Here is a 19,712-nt window from a genome sequence, read left to right on the forward strand (position 1 = left end):
AAGCCTAGGCAGCACGGCATATCGCGGACGTATGCGAGGACGTCTGCCACCAGCGGCGCGACGCCAGCGCGGCCAGCACGGCGCCGGTGGTGTTGATCAGGACGTCGTCCACGGAGGACACCCGGTCCAGCCGCAGCACGTACTGCGCGGTTTCGACCAGGACCGAGCAGCCCGCCGCGAGCGCCAGGATCCGCGGCAGGGACGCCGACGCCGCGAACCGCATCGGGGCGAAGAAGCCCAGCGACGCGAAGACCAGCAGGTTCCCGGCGATCCCGAGCGGCCCCATCGTGACCAGGTCCCGCAGCGGTACCAGGCTCAGCCGGCCGGGGACGACGCCGGCACCGGCGCCCGGCATCATCGTCAGCCACAGGAACGGCACGGTCCCGTGGACCATGCCCACCTCGGCCAGCGACATCCGCCAGGCCCCCGAGACGCCGGCGGCACGCCGACGGCGCGCCAGGGCCCACACCACCAGCGCGGCGAGCGGCAGCGCGACCAGGGTCATGAGCACCACGCCGTTGAACGTGTCGAAACAGCCGTGCCACCGCCCGGCCATGCACACCGGAGCGGACATCATGAGCGGCCGCCGTAATACGAACACGGCGCCCGCCAGGGCGAGAACGGCCAGGCCGAGGAGCACGAACCCGCGCGTGCGGCGGGGCGGCGGCGACAGGGATGTGTGGGGAGTCATGGCCTCCATGGGAGGCGAAGGGCCGTTGCGACGGCGTATGCGATTTTCGATACGCCCGCGATACATGCGGAAATAAGATCGCCGGTATGGCACTGCGACCTGTTCAGGTGAACATCAAGGCCCTTGACGATGCGGCGGTCGGCCGCTTCTGGGCGGACGCGCTCGGCTGGAGTGTCTCCAGCGAGGGGCCCGGCGTGACCAACGTGGAACCCGGCGACGGCTTCGTCTGGCCGGACCCGGTCGCCGTGTGCATCGACGTCGTCACCGTCCCGGAGCCCAAGACAGCGACGAAGAACCGTGTGCATCTCGATCTCGCCACCGCCTCCGCGGCGCATCAGGCGGAGTTGGTCGCGCGTCTGAAGGCTCTCGGTGCGACGCCCGCCGACGTGGGCCAGGGCGATGTGCCGTGGACGGTCCTCGCCGACCCCGAGGGCAACGAGTTCTGTGTGCTGGAGCCCCGGGAGAGCTACCGGGACACCGGGCCGATCGCCCGGGTGGTGGTCGACTGCGCCGATCCGCGGGCCATGGCCCGGTTCTGGGGCGAGGCGACGGACTGGACCGTGCACGAGGTGACCGGCGAACACGCGGTGCTGCGCTCCGCCCGGGGTGTCGGCCCGTATATCGAGTTCCGCCGCTCGTCCGAAGCGAAGACCGTGCCGGACCGCGTCCATCTCGACCTGCTGCCGTACCCCGGTGACGACAAGGCGGCGGAGGTGGCCCGGCTGAAAACCCTCGGCGCCACGGACCTCGACCTCGGCCAGGGCGATGTCCCGTGGACGTGCCTGTCCGACCCGGAGGGCCATGAGTTCTGCGTCCTGGGCTCGTCCTGACGCGGATCCCCGACGACACCCGGGCACGTGCGTGGGCCCCCACCCCAGGAGGCAGCGGCCCACGCGAGGTGCCTGCTACCTCTGCTTGATCCGCAGGAACGTGACGGAGTTCGCCGGGAAGGTGTAGGTGAACGTCCGGTCCACCCCCCGGAACGTGGACGTCACCGGCGTCACCGGCGTGTCCGTCTCGGTGTTCACCGCGTCCTCGTCGGCGGCCAGCGTGGTCACGCGGGCCGTGGAGGCGACCTTGGCGCCCCCCAGATCGACGGCCGTACGGGCCTCGGCGGACTGGGCGTTGACGACCTTGACGATCAGGTCACCGGTCTTCGCGTCCTTGGTGACGACCTGGCGGAACGGCTCGGCCGGCTTGTCGTCCTTGAAGCTGCCCCATTCCTTGCCGTCGAGGAACAGGGTGACCTGACGGCCTCGCACCTTGATGTCGATGTCGTAGGCGCGGCCCGTCTCGATCGACCCGGCCTTCGTCATCAGCGTGCCCTTGCCGCCGTCCACGGCCTGCTCGATCGCGGACTGGGTGTTGTTCCAGCCGCCCAGGTTCCACCAGTAGTAGTTGCCGGTGTCCTTGACGCCGAAGGCGACGAGGAAGCCCTCCTTGCCGGACTTCTTGGTGGCCTTCACATGCAGGTCGTAGTCCTTCCAGGCCGGGTCGCCCGCCGTGACCATGGTGTTCTCGGCGGCGGTGTCGGTCTGGACGTACTGCCCGTCCTGGATGCTCCAGCTGCCCCGGCCGCTGGTGGTCCACTTCGAGGCGTCACCGGAGAAGTCGTCGCTGAGCAGCGTCGAGCCGTCCGCCGAAGTGACCTTCACGTCGTCGTACGCGGCGTTGGTCGCCCACGTGGACAGGCCGACGGCACCCGTGATCGGGCCGCTGACGTTCGGCGTGGTCGTGGCCTTCGACGGGACGACGCGGTCGCCGACGTTGGTCATGAACAGCTTCTGGACCTCGTAGTTGGCCGAGTTCCAGGAGGCCCGGTTGTTGAACCAGATCATGTCCGGCCGCCACTGGACGTAGTCCTCGTTGGCGAGCAGCGGGGCGTAGGAGGCGAGCTTGACGATGTCCGCGTTGCGCTCCAGGCCGGTCATGTACGCGGCTTCGGAGAGGCCGTTCTTCCAGGCGTTGCCCTGGGAGGCGTACTCGCCGAGGAAGACCTTGGGGCCCTTGCGGTCGTAGGAGTCGTAGCGGTCGTTGTTCTGGAGGAACCAGTTCGGGCTGTTGTAGTAGTGCTCGTCGACCATGTCGACGTTCGCCTCGCGGTTGAGCTTCCAGGCGGTGTCGAAGGTGGTGCCGGCGTCGTCGGGGCCCGAGTTGGAGATGACGGTGATGTCCGGGTACTTCGCCTCGATGGCGGCCCGGAACTTCTGGAAGCGGGCGAAGAACTCGTTCGGGAGGTTCTCCTCGTTGCCGACCTCGAGGTGGGTGAGGTGGAACGGCTTGGGGTGGCCCATCTCGGCGCGGACCTTGCCCCACTTGGAGGTCGCCGGGCCGTTGGCGAACTCGATGAGGTCGAGGGTGTCCTGGATGTGCCGCTTGAGCAGGGCGTCGTCGTCGGTGGCCTTGTTCTGGCCGCAGCCGGTGACCAGGGCGGGGACGACGGGCAGCGGCATGGCGCCGATGTCCTCGGCGAAGCGGAAGTACTCGTAGTAGCCGAGGCCGTAGCTCTGGTTGTAGCCCCAGAAGTTGGCGTTGGTGGCGCGCTGCTCGACCGGACCGACGGTGTCCTTCCACTGGTAGCTGCGCTTGCGCTGCCAGCCGCTCGCCTCGCTGTAGTCCTCCATGGAGCCGGTGTTGACCAGGCAGCCGCCGGGGAAGCGCACGAAGCCCGGCTTCAGGGCGGCGATCTTCTCGGCGAGGTCCTTGCGCAGGCCGTTCGGCTGGTTCTTGTACGTGTCGCGCGGGAAGAGCGAGATCTCGTCGAGCGCGGCGGCGTTCGCCGAGGCCACGGCGAGGCGGCCGCGGTTGCTGGTGCGGGTCGCGGTGAAGGTGGCCTTGTACTTGGCCCAGCCGCCCTTGACGGCCACCTGCCGGGCGGTCGCCAGCGTGCCCGCCGTGTCCTTGAGGGAGACGGTGAGCGTGCTGCCGCTCTCCGCGCGGGCCCACACGGAGAAGTCGTACTTCTTGCCCTGCTCGACCCGGATGCCGGTGTTGTAGCCGGCGTTCGTCACGGAGGAACCGGCGCCCAGGGAGAGGTAGTTGCGGTTGCGCTCGTTGAGGCGGCCCGAGTCGTTCACGACCTCGGCCGTGCCGCCCACCGTCCAGGAGGTCAGGGGCGTGTAGGAGCCGTTGTCGGCGGTGGAGTACTCGAAGGATCGGTTCTGCACGAGCTCGGCGTACAGACCGCCGTCGGCGGCCCGGTTGATGTCCTCGAAGAAGACGCCGTACATCGTGTCGTCGATCTTCGCGCCCTGGGCGGACGGGTCGACGGTGATCGCGTAGTCGGTGACGTCCTCGGCGTGCGCGGGGGCCGGTACGAGGGCTGCTGCCGTCAGGAGGGCGGTGGTCGTGAGACCGATTCTCCATCGGGTGCGGGCGGTGCGTGGCATGGATACTCCGCGGCTCTCTGGTAGAGGAGTGTTCGAAATATCAGACATTGATCAGCACTTCGAACGGCAAGATAGGGAGGGGGCTGATGCGCGTCAATGGGTCGCGCGACAACGGTTGTTACGGAGAGCGGGACGGAATGGGCGAGTTCTGGCCAGTGCCGGACGTACTGGCGTATCTGGCGGGGCGCTGGCGCGTGACCCGGTCGGTGCGGGATCTCGCGAGCGGCGAGCAGGGGGAGTTCACCGGGACCACCGTGTTCACCGTGTTCACCGCGGAAGAGAGCGGCAGGCTGCCGGAGGACGGCGGGCTGCTGCACCACGAGTCCGGCACCTTCGTCTGGCAGGGCGTCGCCCGGCCCGCCGAGCGGACGCTGCGGTTCCTGCCCGGCCCGGGCGGCACGGCGGACGTGCGGTTCGCGGACGGCCGGCCTTTCCACGACCTGGACCTGACGTCCGGGCGGCACGTGGCCGACCACCCCTGTGCGGCGGACCTCTACCGCGGCGAGTTCACCGTGCGCGACCCGGACCACTGGCGGACAGTGTGGCACGTGCGCGGCCCGGCCAAGGACCTGGTGCTGCGCACGGACTACGCGCGCGACGCCTGAGCCGGCACTCCGTCGAAACGCAGGTTCCAGCGCCCTGCCCGGCCCGTCACGGCGGTGGTCGACAGCGGGCGGACGTCGATGTTCCAGTACGTCGAGGGCGGCGCCTTCAGCGCGTATACCAGAGCGGCCCGGATCACGGACGGCTCGGCCACCGCAACCACCCGGCAGCCGTCCTCGACGGGCCGGGTGTCCAGCCAGCCGCCGACGCGGGTGATGAAGTCCACCAGCGACTCACCGCCGTGCGGTGTGGAGCGCGGGTCGGCGAGCCAGGCGTCCACGGCCTCCGGCTCCCGGGCCATCGCTTCCCCGAGGGTCAGCCCGCGCCACCGGCCCATGTCGCAGTCCCGCAGGCCGAGTTGCACGAGCGGCGCGTACCCGAGCCCCTCCCCCGTGGCACGGCTGCGCGGGGTCGGCGAGCAGTAGCGCAGCTCGGCCGCGGCGAGCGGCAGCAGTTCGTGGGCGACGCGCTCCACCTCACCCCAGCCGGCCTGGTCCAGCGGCCGCTCGTCCTCGAAGCGCTCGGCGAGCAGCGGGGAGCTGCGCGCGGCGGCGACGAACGTGACCCGAAGTGGCATGCGGCGATGGTGGTGGCCGAAAGTAGGCAGGTCAAGGGGTGTTACCAGGGAGTTACCCAGGGTGCACCGGCCCTCACGGGCCGAAGATGAGCGCCATCCAGTGCTCGGGCCGCTCCAGTGCCGCGAACCCGAGTTTCTCGTAGACCCCGTGCGCGTCGTGCGTGGCGAGCAGGAGCCGGCGCACCCCGTACTGCCGCAGTTCCTCCCGTGCGGCCGCCACGAGCGCGGTGCCGACCCCCTTGCCGCGCACCGACGGGTCGACGTACACGTCACACAGCCACCCGAAGGTCGCCCGGTCCGTGATCACCCGGGCATAGGCCACCTGCTCGCCCGACACCGTCTCGTAGACACCGAAGTTGAGCGACCCCTCGATCGCCCGGTCCTGCTTCTCGCGGGGGCGGCCCAGCGCCCAGTACGCGTCGGTGGACAGCCAGTGGTGGACGCGCTCGGCGTCGACGCGGGCGGGGTCGGTGGAGATCTCGTAGCCCTCGGGCAGGCTCGGCGTGTCGGTCATGACGGGATGCTGGCAGGCCGGCGGCCCGTGCGTCGAACTCTTATCCCAGCACCTCGTCGCAGGCCGTGCGCAGCCGCCGTACGCCCTCGGCGATCTCCCCGGTCCCCGCGACCGCCGCGAAACTCAGCCGGATGTGCGCGGCCGGCGGCTCGGCGCTGAAGTAGGGGCGGCCGGGGGTGATCGCGACGCCCGCGCGCAGGGCGGCCGTCACGAGGGCCGGCTCGTCCGTGCCGTCCGGCAGGCGCGGCCACAGGTGGTAGCCGCCGGACGGCACGTGCGCCAGGGCGAGTTCCGGCAGGTGCAGCGCGAGCGCGGCGGTCAGCGCGTCCCGGCGCGCCTTCAACGCGGCGGCGACCGCTCGCAGATGGCGCGGCCAGGCGGGCGAGCCGACGAGTTCGAGTGCGGCTTCCTGGAGGGGGCGGGGCACGAAGAAGGTGTCGACGACCTGGATCGCGCGCAGCCGCTCCAGGACCGGGCCGCGCGCGGCCAGGGCGCTCACCCGGAAGCTCGGCGAGGTCGCCTTGGTGAGCGAGCAGACGTGGACGACGACACCGTCGGGGTCGTCGGCGGCCAGCGGGCGCGGCAGCGGTCCCGCGTCCTCGTGCACGAGCCGCCGTACGAAGTCGTCCTCGACGACGAACGCGCCCGCCTCACGGGCGATGCGCAGCACCTCCCGGCGCCGCTCGGGGGCGAGCACGGCACCGGTGGGGTTCTGGAAGAGCGGCTGGCAGACGAAGGCCGGGGCACCGGTGGCCCGGAAGGCGTCGGCGAGCAGCGCCGGTTTCACCCCGTCCGGGTCGACCGGGACGGGCACCGGGCGCAGGCCCGCGGCACGGGCGATGGCGAGCATGCCCGGATAGGTCGGCGACTCCACGAGGACGGGGGCGCCGGGCGGGGCGAGGGCGCGCAGGGCGGTGGTGAGCGCCGACTGTCCGCCCGCGGTGACCAGCACCTCGGCGGCCGTGAACGACCCGCCGATGCCCCGCGCGAACCACTCGCGCAGCTCCGGCAGCCCCTCCACGGGCGGGCGTCCCCAGGCGCCGGGGCGGCGTCCGGCGCGCGACAGGGCGGCGGCCATCGCGCGCTCCGGCTGCAACGAGGGGTGCAGATAGCCGCCGTTGAACTCGATCACGCCGGGCGGCGGCGCGGCCAGCGAGACGAGCACCCCGGAGGCGTCCACCGAGCGCGGCACGAGATCGGCGGCACCGTCCGCGCTGAGCGCGACCTCCTGCCAGGAGGTGTCCCCGGCGGGGGCCGGTGCCGTCCGGGCCTGCGCGCGGAACGCGCCCGCGCCGGGCCGGGTGACGACCAGTCCCTCGGCGGCGAGCTGCGCCAGCGCCCGCGACACGGTCACGGGACTCACCCGGAACCGCTCGACCAGGGCTCGGCTCGACGGCAGCTTTCCACCCGGCGAGTAGCGGTCCAGCTCCCGCCGCAGCTGTTCCGCCAGGTCACTGACGCTGCTACGCTCTTGCATGAGAGTACAGAGTAGCGCTACTACCGCTTCCCGGATAGCAGTCGCCGCAGAGCGAGAGCGGCAGCCCGGCCTCGGCACCCTCCAGGCCGCCCTGGGCGTCATCGCCTTCTCCCTCACCTTCCCGGCCACCGCCTGGGGCCTTGAGGGGTTCGGGCCCTGGTCGCTGGTCGCCGTCCGCAGCGTCCTGGCCGCGGTGATCGCCGGCGGTGCGCTGCTGGCACTGCGCGTCCCGCTGCCCGCCCGCCGTCACTGGTCCGGCCTCGCGGTCGTGGCGGCCGGTGTCGTCCTCGGTTTCCCGCTGCTGACCACGCTCGCGCTGGAGACCTCCACCACCGCGCACGCCGCCGTCGTGGTCGGACTGCTCCCCCTGACCACCGCGCTCCTGTCCGCCCTGCGCGTCGGCACCCGCCCCTCGCGCACGTTCTGGGCGGCGGCCCTCGCCGGCGCGGCGGCGGTCCTGGCCTTCACCGTGCAGCAGAGCGGCGGCGCCCTGAACACGGCCGACCTGTACCTCTTCGCGGCGCTGCTGGTGTGCGCGGCCGGCTACACCGAGGGCGGCCGGCTGGCCCGGATCATGCCGGGCTGGCACGTCATCGGCTGGGCGCTGGTGCTGTGCCTGCCGCTGACCGTGCCCGTCGCCGCGTTCGCCCTGGCGCAGGAACCCGTGCGGCTGACCGCGCACAGCGTCACCGGCCTGCTGTGGGTCGCGGCGGGCTCGCAGTTCCTCGGACTGGTCGTCTGGTACCGGGGCATGGCGGCCATCGGCATCCCCAAGGCCAGCCAGTTGCAGCTCGCCCAGCCCCTGCTCACACTGGTGTGGTCGGTGCTGCTGCTGGGCGAGCACCTGCCCGTGGCCGCCCCGCTGACAGCCGTGGCGGTGCTGGTCTGCATCGCCGTCACACAACGGGCGCGCGGCTGAGCGGGGCACACGCGGCCCCTGCCGCGTGTGCCCCCGGCCGTAGACTCGAAAGGCCACGGACCACCGCTGCTCCGCAGATCCCGAGGAGGCCCCAGATGCGCGCAACCGTGGGCGACCAGCTTGTCCAGCACGGCAGGGTGGTCGGTCAGCACGACAAGGTCGGCGAGATCGTCGAAGTGCTGGGCCAGGAGGGCAACCCCCCGTACCGCGTCCGGTTCGAGGACGGGCACGAGGGCGTGTGCTCGCCGGGACCCGACACCGAGATCCGGCACCGGGAGACCACCACCGGGCCGTGATTCAGCGCGGCGGCGGCGCCGGCTGCCCGTAGTGGTCGGCGACCACCCTCGCCATCGCCCCGATCCGATCGGTCGCCACGTCCTTGGCGGCGAAGAAGACGTGCCCGCGCACCTGCGCGTGATCCCCGGCCAGCGTCAGGTGCCGGGACAGCTCGGCCGGGTCCTGCCAGGCCGCGGGCTGCGCCGGGTCACCGGCCTTGTACAGCGCCTCCCCCGCGTACAGCCGGGTCGAGCTGCCGCGCGCGACCTCCGCCCACCAGGGCAGGAGTTTCGCGTAGTCGGCGGCGGCGAACCCGATGTTCCAGTACAGCTGCGGGACGATGTAGTCGATCCAGCCCTCGCGCACCCACTTACGCGTGTCCGCGTGCAGATCGTCGTACGTCTGCACACCCGCCCGGGTGTCCGAGCCGCGCGAGTCGGTGGCGGCGTTGCGCCACACTCCGAACGGGCTGACGCCGAAGGGGGTGCCGGGCCGGACCTGCTTGACGCGCTCGGCCGTCTCCCGCACCAGCTTGTCGATGTTGTCCCGCCGCCACGCCGCCCGGTTCGGGAAGCCGGCGCCGTACTCGTCGTAGGCCTCGTCGTCGTCGAAGCTCTGGCCCGCCACCGGGTACGGGTAGAAGTAGTCGTCGAAGTGGACGCCGTCCACGGGGTACTTCTCCACCGCGTCGAGCATCGCTTCCTGTACGAAGCTCCGGACCTCCGGCAGGCCGGGGTTGTAGTAGAGCTTCCCGCCGTACGTCACCACCCAGTCCGGGTTGTCACGGGCGGGGTGGCCGGCTGCCAGCCGGGTCGGGTCGGCGTGCCCGGCCACCCGGTACGGGTTGAACCAGGCGTGCAGCTTCAGACCGCGGGCGTGGGCCTCCTCCACGGCCGTGCCCAGCGGGTCCCAGCCTGGGTCCTTGCCCTGGGTGCCGGTGAGGTACTGCGACCACGGCTCGTACGGCGAGGGCCACAGGGCGTCCGCCGTGGGCCGGACCTGGAAGATCACGGTGTTGAGCCGGTCGCGGACCGCCCTGTCGAGGTGGGCGATCAGCTCGGCCCGCTGCCGCGCGGCCGTCAGCCCCGGCTTCGACGGCCAGTCGCGGTTGGCCACGGTGGCCAGCCATACGCCCCGCATCTCGGAGGCCGCCCCGTCGCCCCTGCCGTTTCGCTCGGGCGCGGCCGACGCCGGAGGCACCATCGTGAAAGCCGACAGCGCCGCCACCGCGAACGCCCTGCGTGACACTCGTCCCATCCGCATGCCCCAAAAAGCCGCGGATCCGCCCGGTCGCGGATCGCTCCGCGCCCAGCATGCCCGAAGCGGGCGCGACCCCCGCGATCGATCATCGATACTTGGGAGTAACGTGCTCGAACGGAGCAGGCACCGGGACCCGGAGCACCTGCCCGGAAGTGGATCAGCAGCGAAAGGGACGATGTGACGGACATCCCAGCGGGAGACATTGCACGCGTCGGGGTCGTGGGCTGCGGTCAGATGGGTGCGGGGATCGCCGAGGTGTGCGCCCGGGCCGGTCTGGACGTCATGGTCGCCGAGACCACCGGGGAGGCCCTGGAGATCGGCCGGACCCGGCTGTTCAACTCCCTGGCCAAGGCAGCCGAGCGCGGCAAGATCACCGAGGAGGAGCTGGAGGCCACCCAGGCCCGACTGAGCTTCACCACGGACCTCGGCGAGTTCGCCGACCGCGACCTGGTGATCGAGGCGGTCGTCGAGAACGAGCAGGTCAAGACCGAGATCTTCCAGGTGCTCGACCAGGTCGTGACCCGGCCCGACGCCATCCTGGCCTCCAACACCTCCTCCATCCCGCTGGTGAAGCTGGCCGTGGCGACCTCGCGGCCCGACCAGGTCATCGGCATCCACTTCTTCAACCCGGCCCCCGTGCAGAAGCTCGTCGAGCTGATCCCGGCCCTCACCACGTCCGAGGGCACGCTGAGCCGGGCCCAGCTGTTCACCGAGAAGGTGCTGGGCAAGCACGCGATCCGCGCCCAGGACCGCTCCGGCTTCGTGGTGAACGCGCTGCTGATCCCGTACCTGCTCTCCGCGATCCGGATGTTCGAGACGGGCATCGCCAGCCGCGAGGACATCGACAACGGCATGGAGATGGGCTGCGCCCACCCGATGGGCCCGCTGAAGCTCTCCGACCTCATCGGCCTGGACACGGTCGCCTCGGTGGCCCAGTCGATGTACGAGGAGTACAAGGAGCCGCTGTACGCCGCTCCCCCGCTCCTCCAGCGCATGGTCGACGCGGGCCGGCTGGGCCGCAAGACGGGGTCGGGCTTCTACACGTACGACTGACCTCGCGCACCCCCTCCCGCGGCTGATTACGGACGGTCATATTTCGGCCAACCCACGGGCCCGGCACCAGAGTTGGTGCCGGGCCCGTGGCATTCACACACCGTGTGCGCGCCGGGCTCGCATATGCCCGTCGCACACTCTCCCCAGCCGCCCACCAGGCGAGTTGACTCCTCATGCGCATGCAAGGGATGCGCAACGACTACGGAAAGGAACGGACTCGTGACCGTCGATCCCGAGCATCCGGTCGTTCACGGAGAACTCGCAGAGTTACGACGCCGCCTCGATGTGGCGTACGCCCGAGTCGAGGGCGGGCTGGCACTGCTCAGCCACCGCACCGAGGAGACCGCCAAGGAACTCGACGAGCTCAACACCCGGATCAACTCACTGGAACACGCGCGCTGGCCGCTGCCCGCGGTCGCCGCCCTCACCGCCGTGGGTGCCCTCGTCGTGGCGATCTGGCAGGCACTGGGACGTTAGCTCAGGGCAAGGTGTCCTGCCCGAGCCTGAGATGGTGCAGCAGCAGTAACGCGGCCGCCATGTTGGCGGCCGGGACCTCCCCACGGGCGACCATGTCGGGGACGAGCTTGAGGGGAACCCATTCCCGGCGGTCCGACTCGAAGTCGTCCACGGGGTGCCCGACGTACTCGCCCTCGTCGGCCCAGTACACGTGGTGCCGGGCGTCGGTGAGCCCGTTGGACGGCTCCACGCTCATGAGGTGGTGCAGGGGTCCCGGCCGCCAGCCGGTCTCCTCCTCCAGTTCCCTGGCGGCCGCGCGGGCGACGTCCTCGCCGTCCTCGACGACCCCCGCCGCGAGTTCCCAGCCCCAGCTGTCGGTGATGAAGCGGTGCCTCCAGAGCAGCAGCACCTCGTTGGCCTCGTTCACGACCGTGGCCATGGCAACGGGCCGCAGCCGTATGAGGAAGTGGTCGAGATGCCGGCCGTCCGGCAGTTCGACATCCGCGAGATTGACGCTGAACCAGCGGTTTGAGTACACACCTTGTTCGTTGTGTTTCGTCCACTGCACGGTTCTGCCACCTTCCGTCGAGTAAGTGGCAATATCGCAGGAGGGACGTACGGACAGCAGGCGCACAGGACGTCGCTCGGGATGACGCGGGCGACGGCGCCCGGGTCTACAACGGTACGCGCAGGGCTCCGTCGATGAGTTCGGCCGCCTCGGCCGTGCCGGCGCAGCCGCTGCGCACCAGGTGCTCCCGCACCGCGCGCAGCCGGTCGCGCAACCGCTGGGACTCCATGCCGCGGGCCTGCTCGGCCATCTGCACGGCGATGGCCACGGCCTTGTCCGCGTTGCCCTGCCGCAGCTCGATGGTGCTGAGCATGGCCAGCCGGTGCACCCGGCCGCGGTCGTGCGCCGGGTTGTCGACCGCGGCCGCGGCGTGCTCGCCGGCGGCCGCGATCTCCCCGAGGCTCAGCAGCGCCTCCGCCACCTGGACGTTGACCAGTCCCGGCTGGACGTAACCGGTCTCGTCGGGCTCATGGCCACGCCGGATGCGGGCCGCGGCCTGCTCGGCCCGCCGGATGCAGGACAGGGCGCTCGTGCCGTCGCCGAGATGCGCGTACGCCTTGGCCTGCATCGCGTACAGGTCGGAGGCGAGAGCCGGGGTGATGTGCTTGCCGGCGGCCCGCAGCGCGGCCTCCGCGAAGGCCACGGCCTGCCGGTACTCCCGCATGAACAGCGACTGGTTGACCAGCAGCGCGATGACGTAGGCGCCGAGCCCCCGGTCCCCGCTGGCCTTGGCGAGTCGCAGGGCCTGGTGGAAGTAGCGCTGCGCGAGGCCGTGCGCGTCGGAGTCGTAGGCGCAGATCCCGGCGACGGCCACCAGTCCGCCCGTGGCGCGGTGGAGCTGACGGCCCGTCTCGTCGGTGTAGCTGCCGCGCAGCAGCGGCGCGGCCTCGGAGTTGAGGAAGCCGACGATACGGGCCCGCGTCGCGATGCCCCCGGCCTTGCGGTACAGCTGCTCGTAGTGCGTGCGGGCGGCCCGCAGCATGTCGAGGTCGCCCGGGGTGACCCGGTGCCGGCCGCCGCGCGAGACGTCCACGTCCTCGGGCGGGTTCTCCCACTCCCACACCGGCATGACGGCGGGCGTGCCGGTGAGCGCGGGCGCGCCCAGGATGTGCGGGCGCTGCTGCTGGTCGGAGCGCCACAGGGCGGTGGCCCGTTCGACGAAGCCGGAGAGCGAGCCGGTGTGCGGAGCGGACGGCTCTCCGGGCACGCCCAGGCCGATGTCGTCGAGGGTCACCTGCCGCCGCAACCGGGCAGCGAGCACCTCGCAGATCAGGTCGGGCACCTGGCCCCGGGGACGCTGCCCCTTCAACCACCGGGCGACGGCGGTGTGTTCGTATCTCAGGGACAGACCACGTGCCCGTCCCGCCTGGTTGACGTGTGCGGCCAGCCCCGCGTGCGAGATCCCGGCCTCGTCCAGGATCGCGTCGAGCAGAGTGTTGGGCTGCATGTGGGCCCCCCGGTGGCTCGGTGCGGCCAGATTAGTGGCTCCCCCTTCACACGGGGTGTGAACGGAGTGCTCGAATCCGCGCTGTGTGCGCACTGTCGCGGAGAGTCGTCAGCCGGTTGACTGAAATGCCTCGCAAGAGGCCGGCCGGGCCGCCGGCTCCCCCTCGTACAGTGCGGCGGCCCGCTTCCGCCGTCCGCCCGGCTGCCTGCCCGACACTCCGTGGCGGGGCGGACGGCTCCGCCGGGTGCGTCATCGCCGGTGGGGCAGGGGTACGTCGTCGGCTGCGGGCGCATTGTGGCTGGTCGCGCAGTTCCCCGCGCCCCTGAGGGACCTATCCCGACCGTTCGTGAGAACCATCAGGGCAATGTCGTCCGACGAGGTGCCCCCGGTGTGGTGCTGGAGGGCGGTGAGAATCCCGCGCAGAACGGTCTGCGAGGAAAGGGCCTGCTCCCGCGCGACGCCCTTCACCACACTCGACAGGGGAAAGAACCGGCCACGCGCATCCCTCGCGTCCTGCGCACCGTCCGTGAAGAGGAACAGGGCGTCACCGTGCTCCAGATACCCCAGTCCTTCGGTGGACAGGTCGGCCGGAAGCGGGAACAGGCCCAGGGGCGGGTGCGGATCGGCCGGGGCGAGTTGGTCGACGTCCGTGCCGCTCAGCCGGTACGGCCACGGGTGCCCGCAGTTCAGGGCGGTCATCTCCCCGTCGGCGCGGATCTCCACGAGCAGCAGGGTCACGAACTCCTCGGCGGCGCCCACCGGTTGTTCCTGGCGCAGATGCCGGGCCAGGGCGCGTTCCAGCCGGTGCAGCACACTGCCGAGATCCTTCTCGTCGTGCGCGGCCTCACGGAAACAGCCGAGCACGGCGGCGACGGTCCCGAACGTCTCGACCCCGTGCCCGCGGACGTCACCCATCACGGCCCGTACGCCGTACTCGGTGGCGGCGACCTCGTACAGGTCACCGCCCATGGCCGCCCCACGCTCCGAGGACAACTGGGCGGCGGCGACGTCCAGTCCGTCGACGCACGAGGGCGGCGGCCTCAGCAGCGCGCTCTGCGCGGCACCCGCGACGCGCCGCAACTGCCGCAGTTCGCGCATCAGCGTCTGCCGCACATGGAGGATCAGCCCGGTGCCGACCGCGAAGAACACGGCACTGGTGACGATCCGCGCTTCGAGGCCGGTGTCCTGGGCGAGCGGACAGGCCAGCTTGTACGTGACGGCCGCCGCGCCCCACACCGTCGGCAGACCGAGACTTCGCACCCGACCCCTGATGCGGATCATGCCGATGGCCCCCCAATAGGCCCTGACACAGAATCGGACCGGCCCGTATAAGGCCGGTCCGATTCTGTCGACAGCACGCCCGGAAGGGCAGGCTTACCTACCTTTACCACTCAAACGAGTGAGGCGACGCTAACTCCGCAGCTCAGCCCCGACAAGCTCACCGGCAAGGACCACCGCCGCATCCCGAGCCGCGGAAGCCTCATCGACGGTCAGCGTCCGGTCAGGCGCCCGGAACCGCAGCGCGTACGCCAGCGACTTGCGCCCCTCCCCCAACTGCTCGGCGTTCTCGTACACGTCGAACAAGCGGATCGACTCCAGCAGTTCCCCGGCGCCCTCACGCAGGGCCTCCTCGACCTCCGCCGCCGGAACGACCGCGTCGACGACCAGGGCGACATCCTGCGTGGCGACGGGGAACGTGGAGATCCGCGGCGCCCGCGCCGTGGCGTCACCCGCCGACTCCACCGCGTCCAGGTCGATCTCCATCGCGCAGGTGCGCTCCGGCAGCCCCAGCGCCTGCACCACGCGCGGGTGCAACTCCCCCGCGTGGCCCACGACCCGCTCGGCACCGTCCACGGTGAGCGCCAGCTCGGCGCACCGCCCGGGGTGCCAGGGCCCGTACTGTCCCTTGCGGATGATCAGCTCGGCACCGGCCTCACGGGCGACGGACCGCGCCGCCTCCACCGCGTCGGCCCAGTCGGCCGGACGGCCCTTGCCCCACCAGCCGGCCTGTTCCCGCGCACCGGCGAGGACGACGGCGGCGTGCCGCGGCTGCTCGGGCAGCGCCGCGTTCAGCTCGGCGAGCTCCTCGTCCGTCGGGCGGCGGTCGACGGGCAGCACGGCGGCGATCCGCTGCTCCTCGCGCGGCCGGAAGACCAGGCCGGTCTCGAACAGCGCGAGGTCGTGCGAGCCCCGGCCGTCGTTGCGCCGCAGAGCGGTGAGCAGGCCCGGCAGCAGCGTCGTGCGCAGCGCCGGCTCCTCGTCGCTCAGCGGGTTGCTGAGCTTGACGACGCGGCGGGCCGGGTCGTCCGCTTCGAGGCCGAGCTGGTCGAAGACCTGCTCGCCGATGAACGGGTAGTTCAGCGCCTCGACGTACCCGGCACCGGCCAGGGCCCGGCCGACGCGGCGGTGCAGCCGCTGCCGGCTGGTCAGGCCGAGACCGGCCGGCGGCTTGGGCAGCGTGGAGGGCAGGTTCTCGTAGCCCTCCAGGCGGATGACCTCTTCGGCCAGGTCGTTCGGGTCGGTGAGGTCGGGGCGCCAGGACGGCACGGTGACGATCAGCTCGTCCTGCCCGTACACGTCGCAGCCGATCTCCTGGAGCCGGCGTACGACGGTCTCGCGGCCGTAGGTGACGCCCGCGACCCTGTCCGGGTGGTCGGCCGGGATCGTGATGGTGCGGGGCGCGGTCGGGGCGAGGACCTCGGTGACGCCGGCCTCGGCGGTGCCGCCCGCGAGCAGGACCAGCAGGTCCACCGTGCGCTGCGCGGCGGCAGCGGCGGCCTGCGGGTCGACGCCGCGCTCGAAGCGCCGGGACGCCTCGGAGGACAGCTTGTGCCGGCGGGCCGTGCGCGCGATCGACACCGCGTCGAAGTGCGCGGCCTCGATGACGACGTCGGCCGTGGCGTTCTCGACGTTGTCGTGGTCGGCGATCTCCGTGTTGGCGCCGCCCATGACGCCGGCGAGCCCGATGGGGCCGCGGTCGTCGGTGATCACCAGGTCCTCGGCGTCCAGCGTGCGCTCGACACCGTCGAGGGTGGTGAGCTTCTCGCCCGGCTCGGCCCGGCGCACGCCGATCGTGCCCTGGACCAGGCCGCGGTCGTAGGCGTGCAGCGGCTGGCCGAGCTCCATCATCACGTAGTTGGTGACGTCGACGGCGAGCGAGATCGGGCGCATGCCGACCTTCTGGAGCCGGCGCTGGAGCCAGATCGGCGAGCGGGCCTCGGCGCTCAGGCCGGTCACCGTGCGGGCCGTGAAGCGGTCGCAGCCGGTGGGGTCGGAGATCCGCACCGGGTAGCCGTACGCGTTCGGGCCGGGCACGTCGAGCAGGGCCGGGTCGCGCAGCGGCAGGCCGTAGGCGATGGCGGTCTCGCGGGCGACGCCGCGCAGCGACAGGCAGTAGCCGCGGTCGGGCGTGACGGCGATGTCGAGGACCTCGTCGACCAGCTCCAGCAGCTCGATCGCGTCCTTGCCGACCTCGGTCTCCGGGGGCAGCACGATGATGCCCTTGGTGCCATCGTCGCCCATGTTCAGCTCGTCGCTGGAGCAGATCATGCCGCGGGACATCTTGCCGTAGGTCTTGCGCTCGGCGATCTGGAAGTCACCGGGCAGGACGGCGCCGGGCAGCGCCACGACGACCTTGTCGCCGACGGCGAAGTTGCGGGCGCCGCAGACGATCTCCTGGGGCTCGCCCGTGCCGTTGGCCTGACCGACGTCGACGGTGCAGAAGCGGATCGGCTTCTTGAACTCCGTCAGCTCCTCGATGGTCGCGACCTGGCCGACCACCAGCGGTCCCTTGAGGTCGGCGCCGAGCTGCTCGACGGTCTCGACCTCCAGACCGGCCGAAATGAGCTTGGCCTGGACGTCGCGGCCGGTCTCGGTGGCCGGCAGGTCGACGTACTCCCGCAGCCAAGAAAGCGGGACCCGCATCAGATCTCCATCCCGAACGGCCGGGTGAACCGGACGTCACCCTCGACCATGTCTCGCATGTCCTCGACGTTGTGGCGGAACATCAGCATCCGTTCGATGCCGAACCCGAAGGCGAAACCGCTGTACTTCTCGGGGTCGACGCCGCAGGCGGTGAGCACCCGGGGGTTGACCATGCCGCAGCCGCCGAGCTCGATCCAGCCCTCGGACGAGCAGGTGCGGCAGGGCCGGTCGGGGTTGCCGGCGGACTCGCCCTTGCACACGTAGCAGAGCATGTCCATCTCGGCGCTCGGCTCGGTGAACGGGAAGTAGGCCGGCCGCAGCCGCGTCTTCATGTCCGCGCCGAACAGGGACTGGACCATGTGGTCCATCGTGCCCTTGAGGTCCGCCATGGTCAGGCCCTCGTCGATCGCGAGCAGCTCGATCTGGTGGAAGACGGGCGTGTGCGTGGCGTCCAGCTCGTCGGTGCGGAACACCCGGCCGGGGCAGACGATGTAGACCGGCAGCTCACGGTCGAGCAGCGCGCGGGCCTGCACCGGGGAGGTATGGGTGCGCAGCACGACGCCGGAGCCGGACTCCTCGGTGCCCTCGGGACCCTGCACGAAGAAGGTGTCCTGCATCTGCCGGGCCGGGTGGTCGGGCAGGAAGTTCAGGGCGTCGAAGTTGAACCACTCCGCCTCGGCCTCCGGCCCTTCGGCGATCTCGTAGCCCATGGCCACGAAGACGTCCGCGACCCGCTCCATCATCGTGGTGAGCGGGTGCCGGGCGCCGGCCGGTACGCGGTCGTAGGGCAGTGTGACGTCCACCGCCTCCTCGACCAGCACACGGGCGTCCCGCTCGGCTTCCAGCTCGGCCTGGCGGGCGGCGAGGCCCTTGTTCACGGCGCCGCGGGCCTGCCCGACGCGCTTGCCGGCGTCGGCCTTGGCGTGCGGGGGCAGGGCGCCGATCTCGCGGTTGGCGAGGGCCAGCGGGGAGGCGGGGCCGGTGTGGGCGACCTTGGCCTCGTGGAGCGCGTCGAGGGAGTCCGCGGCGGCGAAGGCGGCGAGCGCCTCGTCCCGCATGCGCTCGATCTCTTCCGGTTTCAACGCCTCGACCTCTACAGGGTCGTACGACTTATTCGGTGCCGACATCTCTTCCCGTGCTTCCGATTGGCTGGCTGGAGGTCCCCGTCACCGACTCCGACGGCCGTCTGCGGGACACAAAGGTGCCAAGGGCCGAGTCTAACGGGGTGGAGGGCCCCTCTCGGACCGGGCGTCCGACAGCGGGCGGCGTCTGGTGCCGTGCATCGCAAGGCGCCGGAAGGTCCTCGATGGGGGTGCCCCCGCGCGAGCGAAGCCGAGCGTGGGGGAGGAGCTACCAGGGCCTTTCGGCAACGCGGCGAGGTGCGGTGCCAGACGCCGCACGCCGGGCGCCCGGTCCGAGAGGGGCCCTCAGGTGTACGAATGCGCCCGCGGGCTGCTCAGGCGAGATAGGCCGGAGCGCTCACGGGCAACGTAAATCGGAACTCGGCACCGGCGCCGGGTGCGCGGCCGACCGTGATGGTGCCGCCGTGGGCCTCGACGATGCCCTTGACGATGTAGAGCCCGAGGCCCGTGCCACCGCGCTTGCTGCCCCGCCAGAAGCGGGTGAAGACGCGGTTCATGGACTCCTCCGGGATGCCGGGCCCCTCGTCGCTCACCGTGACCGACGTGGCTGCGTGCTCGGCGTTCTCGCCCTCGCGGGGGGACGCCGTGGCCGTGACGTCGATCGTGACAGTTCCCTCGCCGTGCCGCACGGCATTTTCCAGGAGGTTGCTGAGCACCTGGTCGATCTTGTCGGGGTCGGCCCACAGGTCGGGCAGCGGCTGCTGGACGCGCAGCAGGAACCGGTCGGCGGGCTGCCCGGCGGCGACGTAGGCCTGGATGTGACGGCCGACGGCGGCGCCGATGTCGACGGGCTGGCGCCGCACCTCCAGCCGGCCGGAGTCGATCCGGGAGATGTCGAGCAGCTCGGCGATGAGCCGGGTGACCCGGTCGGCGTCGGCGTCGACGGTCTCCAGCATCAGCCGCTTCTGGTCGTCGGTGAAGCGTTCCCACTTGGCGAGCAGCGTGGCGGTGAAGCCCTTGACGGAGGTGAGCGGGGAGCGCAGTTCGTGGGCGACGGTGGCGATCAGCTCGGCATGGCTGCGCTCGGTGCGGCGGCGGGCCTCGGTGTCGCGCAGGGTGACGACGAGGCGCCGGAGGGGTCCGGTGGGCCGGGTGCGGACGTAGCGCGCGGAGACCAGCACCTCACGGCCGCCGGGGAGGAGGAGGTTCCGCTCGGGCTGTCCGACCCGGATCGCGAGGCCGCCGTACGGGTCGGTCAGCTGCCACCAGCGTCGCCCCTCCAGATCCTCTAATGGCAGGGCCTTCTCCAAGGGCTGTCCGAGGGCGTCCCGGGCGGGGACGGCGGTGATGCGCTCGGCGGCGGCGTTGAAGCAGACGACCCGGCCCCGCTCGTCGGCGACGACGAGTCCGTCGGGCAGCATGTCGGGGTCGATGCCGAGGTCGGCGCGATCACCGGGCGGCCGGGACGCGGCGGGC

The 19,712-nt window shown here is 71.5% G+C and carries 18 protein-coding genes; 6 read left to right on the plus strand and 12 right to left on the minus strand.

The features are described from left to right. Window positions 1-4 precede the first annotated feature (4 nt). The gene (locus CCL05_RS19820; RefSeq protein WP_086561832.1) at window positions 5-691 is read right to left on the minus strand and encodes a VanZ family protein; all 687 of its coding nucleotides are present in this window, start codon (window positions 689-691) and stop codon (window positions 5-7) included. Between the two features lie 86 nt (window positions 692-777). Here CCL05_RS19820 and CCL05_RS19825 point away from each other — a divergent pair, with 86 nt between their 5' ends. Further along, on the plus strand, window positions 778-1,521 hold the full coding sequence (locus CCL05_RS19825) for a VOC family protein (RefSeq protein WP_086561833.1): 744 nt from the start codon (window positions 778-780) through the stop codon (window positions 1,519-1,521). 75 nt (window positions 1,522-1,596) lie between these two features. Here CCL05_RS19825 and CCL05_RS19830 read toward each other — a convergent pair whose 3' ends face one another. Then, on the minus strand, window positions 1,597-4,080 hold the full coding sequence (locus CCL05_RS19830) for an alpha-L-arabinofuranosidase C-terminal domain-containing protein (protein WP_086561834.1): 2,484 nt from the start codon (window positions 4,078-4,080) through the stop codon (window positions 1,597-1,599). Window positions 4,081-4,217: 137 nt separating this feature from the next. On the opposite strand from CCL05_RS19830, the gene CCL05_RS19835 reads away from it, so the two are divergent. Next, the gene (locus tag CCL05_RS19835) at window positions 4,218-4,685 is read left to right on the plus strand and encodes a DUF6314 family protein (protein ID WP_086561835.1); all 468 of its coding nucleotides are present in this window, start codon (window positions 4,218-4,220) and stop codon (window positions 4,683-4,685) included. Here CCL05_RS19835 and CCL05_RS19840 read toward each other — a convergent pair. The 3 genes from CCL05_RS19840 to CCL05_RS19850 all read right to left on the minus strand — a co-directional run bounded on the left by CCL05_RS19840 (window position 4,667) and on the right by CCL05_RS19850 (window position 7,251). Beyond that, window positions 4,667-5,260 carry a histidine phosphatase family protein gene (locus CCL05_RS19840; protein WP_086561836.1) on the minus strand — a complete coding sequence of 198 codons (594 nt, stop codon included), beginning with the start codon at window positions 5,258-5,260 and terminating at the stop codon, window positions 4,667-4,669. The genes CCL05_RS19835 and CCL05_RS19840 overlap by 19 nt on opposite strands. A 73-nt stretch (window positions 5,261-5,333) precedes the next feature. Next, entirely contained in the window at window positions 5,334-5,774 is a 441-nt protein-coding gene (locus CCL05_RS19845) for a GNAT family N-acetyltransferase (RefSeq protein ID WP_086561837.1), read from the minus strand. A 40-nt stretch (window positions 5,775-5,814) separates the two neighbouring features. Continuing rightward, a complete protein-coding gene (locus CCL05_RS19850) occupies window positions 5,815-7,251 on the minus strand; it encodes an aminotransferase-like domain-containing protein (RefSeq protein WP_086561838.1) in 1,437 nt (478 codons plus the stop codon). Here CCL05_RS19850 and CCL05_RS19855 point away from each other — a divergent pair. Both CCL05_RS19855 and CCL05_RS19860 read left to right on the plus strand, forming a co-directional pair. Beyond that, on the plus strand, window positions 7,250-8,170 hold the full coding sequence (locus CCL05_RS19855; protein WP_086561839.1) for a DMT family transporter: 921 nt from the start codon (window positions 7,250-7,252) through the stop codon (window positions 8,168-8,170). The two genes, CCL05_RS19850 and CCL05_RS19855, sit on opposite strands and share 2 nt — an antisense overlap. Before the next feature lie 95 nt (window positions 8,171-8,265). After that, window positions 8,266-8,466, plus strand: coding sequence for a DUF1918 domain-containing protein (locus CCL05_RS19860; RefSeq protein WP_010045242.1), 201 nt, complete (start codon window positions 8,266-8,268; stop codon window positions 8,464-8,466). Between the two features lies 1 nt (window position 8,467). On the opposite strand, the gene CCL05_RS19865 is transcribed toward CCL05_RS19860, so the two are convergent. After that, the gene (locus CCL05_RS19865) at window positions 8,468-9,703 is read right to left on the minus strand and encodes a glycoside hydrolase family 10-like protein (protein WP_086561848.1); all 1,236 of its coding nucleotides are present in this window, start codon (window positions 9,701-9,703) and stop codon (window positions 8,468-8,470) included. A gap of 180 nt (window positions 9,704-9,883) precedes the next feature. Here CCL05_RS19865 and CCL05_RS19870 point away from each other — a divergent pair, with 180 nt between their 5' ends. Together CCL05_RS19870 and CCL05_RS19875 are read left to right on the plus strand one after the other, a co-directional pair. Beyond that, window positions 9,884-10,759 (plus strand): 3-hydroxybutyryl-CoA dehydrogenase, encoded by an 876-nt coding sequence (locus CCL05_RS19870; protein WP_086561840.1) that lies wholly within the window; start codon window positions 9,884-9,886, stop codon window positions 10,757-10,759. A 219-nt stretch (window positions 10,760-10,978) separates the two neighbouring features. Beyond that, window positions 10,979-11,236 (plus strand): hypothetical protein, encoded by a 258-nt coding sequence (locus tag CCL05_RS19875; RefSeq protein WP_010045250.1) that lies wholly within the window; start codon window positions 10,979-10,981, stop codon window positions 11,234-11,236. 1 nt (window position 11,237) lies between these two features. On the opposite strand, the gene CCL05_RS19880 is transcribed toward CCL05_RS19875, so the two are convergent. The 6 genes from CCL05_RS19880 to CCL05_RS19905 all read right to left on the minus strand — a co-directional run. Beyond that, entirely contained in the window at window positions 11,238-11,783 is a 546-nt protein-coding gene (locus tag CCL05_RS19880) for an NUDIX hydrolase (protein WP_086561841.1), read from the minus strand. A 106-nt stretch (window positions 11,784-11,889) separates the two neighbouring features. Then, window positions 11,890-13,230 (minus strand): NsdA family TPR-like regulatory protein, encoded by a 1,341-nt coding sequence (locus CCL05_RS19885; protein WP_086561842.1) that lies wholly within the window; start codon window positions 13,228-13,230, stop codon window positions 11,890-11,892. A 249-nt stretch (window positions 13,231-13,479) separates the two neighbouring features. Further along, entirely contained in the window at window positions 13,480-14,490 is a 1,011-nt protein-coding gene (locus CCL05_RS19890) for a PP2C family protein-serine/threonine phosphatase (protein WP_244204334.1), read from the minus strand. A 150-nt stretch (window positions 14,491-14,640) separates the two neighbouring features. After that, complete coding sequence (gene pheT, locus CCL05_RS19895) at window positions 14,641-17,154, minus strand: phenylalanine--tRNA ligase subunit beta (RefSeq protein ID WP_086561844.1); 2,514 nt, start codon at window positions 17,152-17,154, stop codon at window positions 14,641-14,643. Then, window positions 17,154-18,281 (minus strand): phenylalanine--tRNA ligase subunit alpha, encoded by a 1,128-nt coding sequence (gene pheS, locus CCL05_RS19900; RefSeq protein WP_086561845.1) that lies wholly within the window; start codon window positions 18,279-18,281, stop codon window positions 17,154-17,156. Before pheS ends, pheT begins: the two co-directional genes overlap by 1 nt. 329 nt (window positions 18,282-18,610) lie before the next feature. Continuing rightward, window positions 18,611-19,712, minus strand: a 1,102-nt coding sequence (locus CCL05_RS19905; RefSeq protein WP_244204335.1) for a sensor histidine kinase, incomplete at its 5' end; no start/stop codon positions are given.

Source organism: Streptomyces africanus (genome assembly GCF_002150735.1).
Classification (GTDB): domain Bacteria; phylum Actinomycetota; class Actinomycetes; order Streptomycetales; family Streptomycetaceae; genus Streptomyces; species Streptomyces africanus.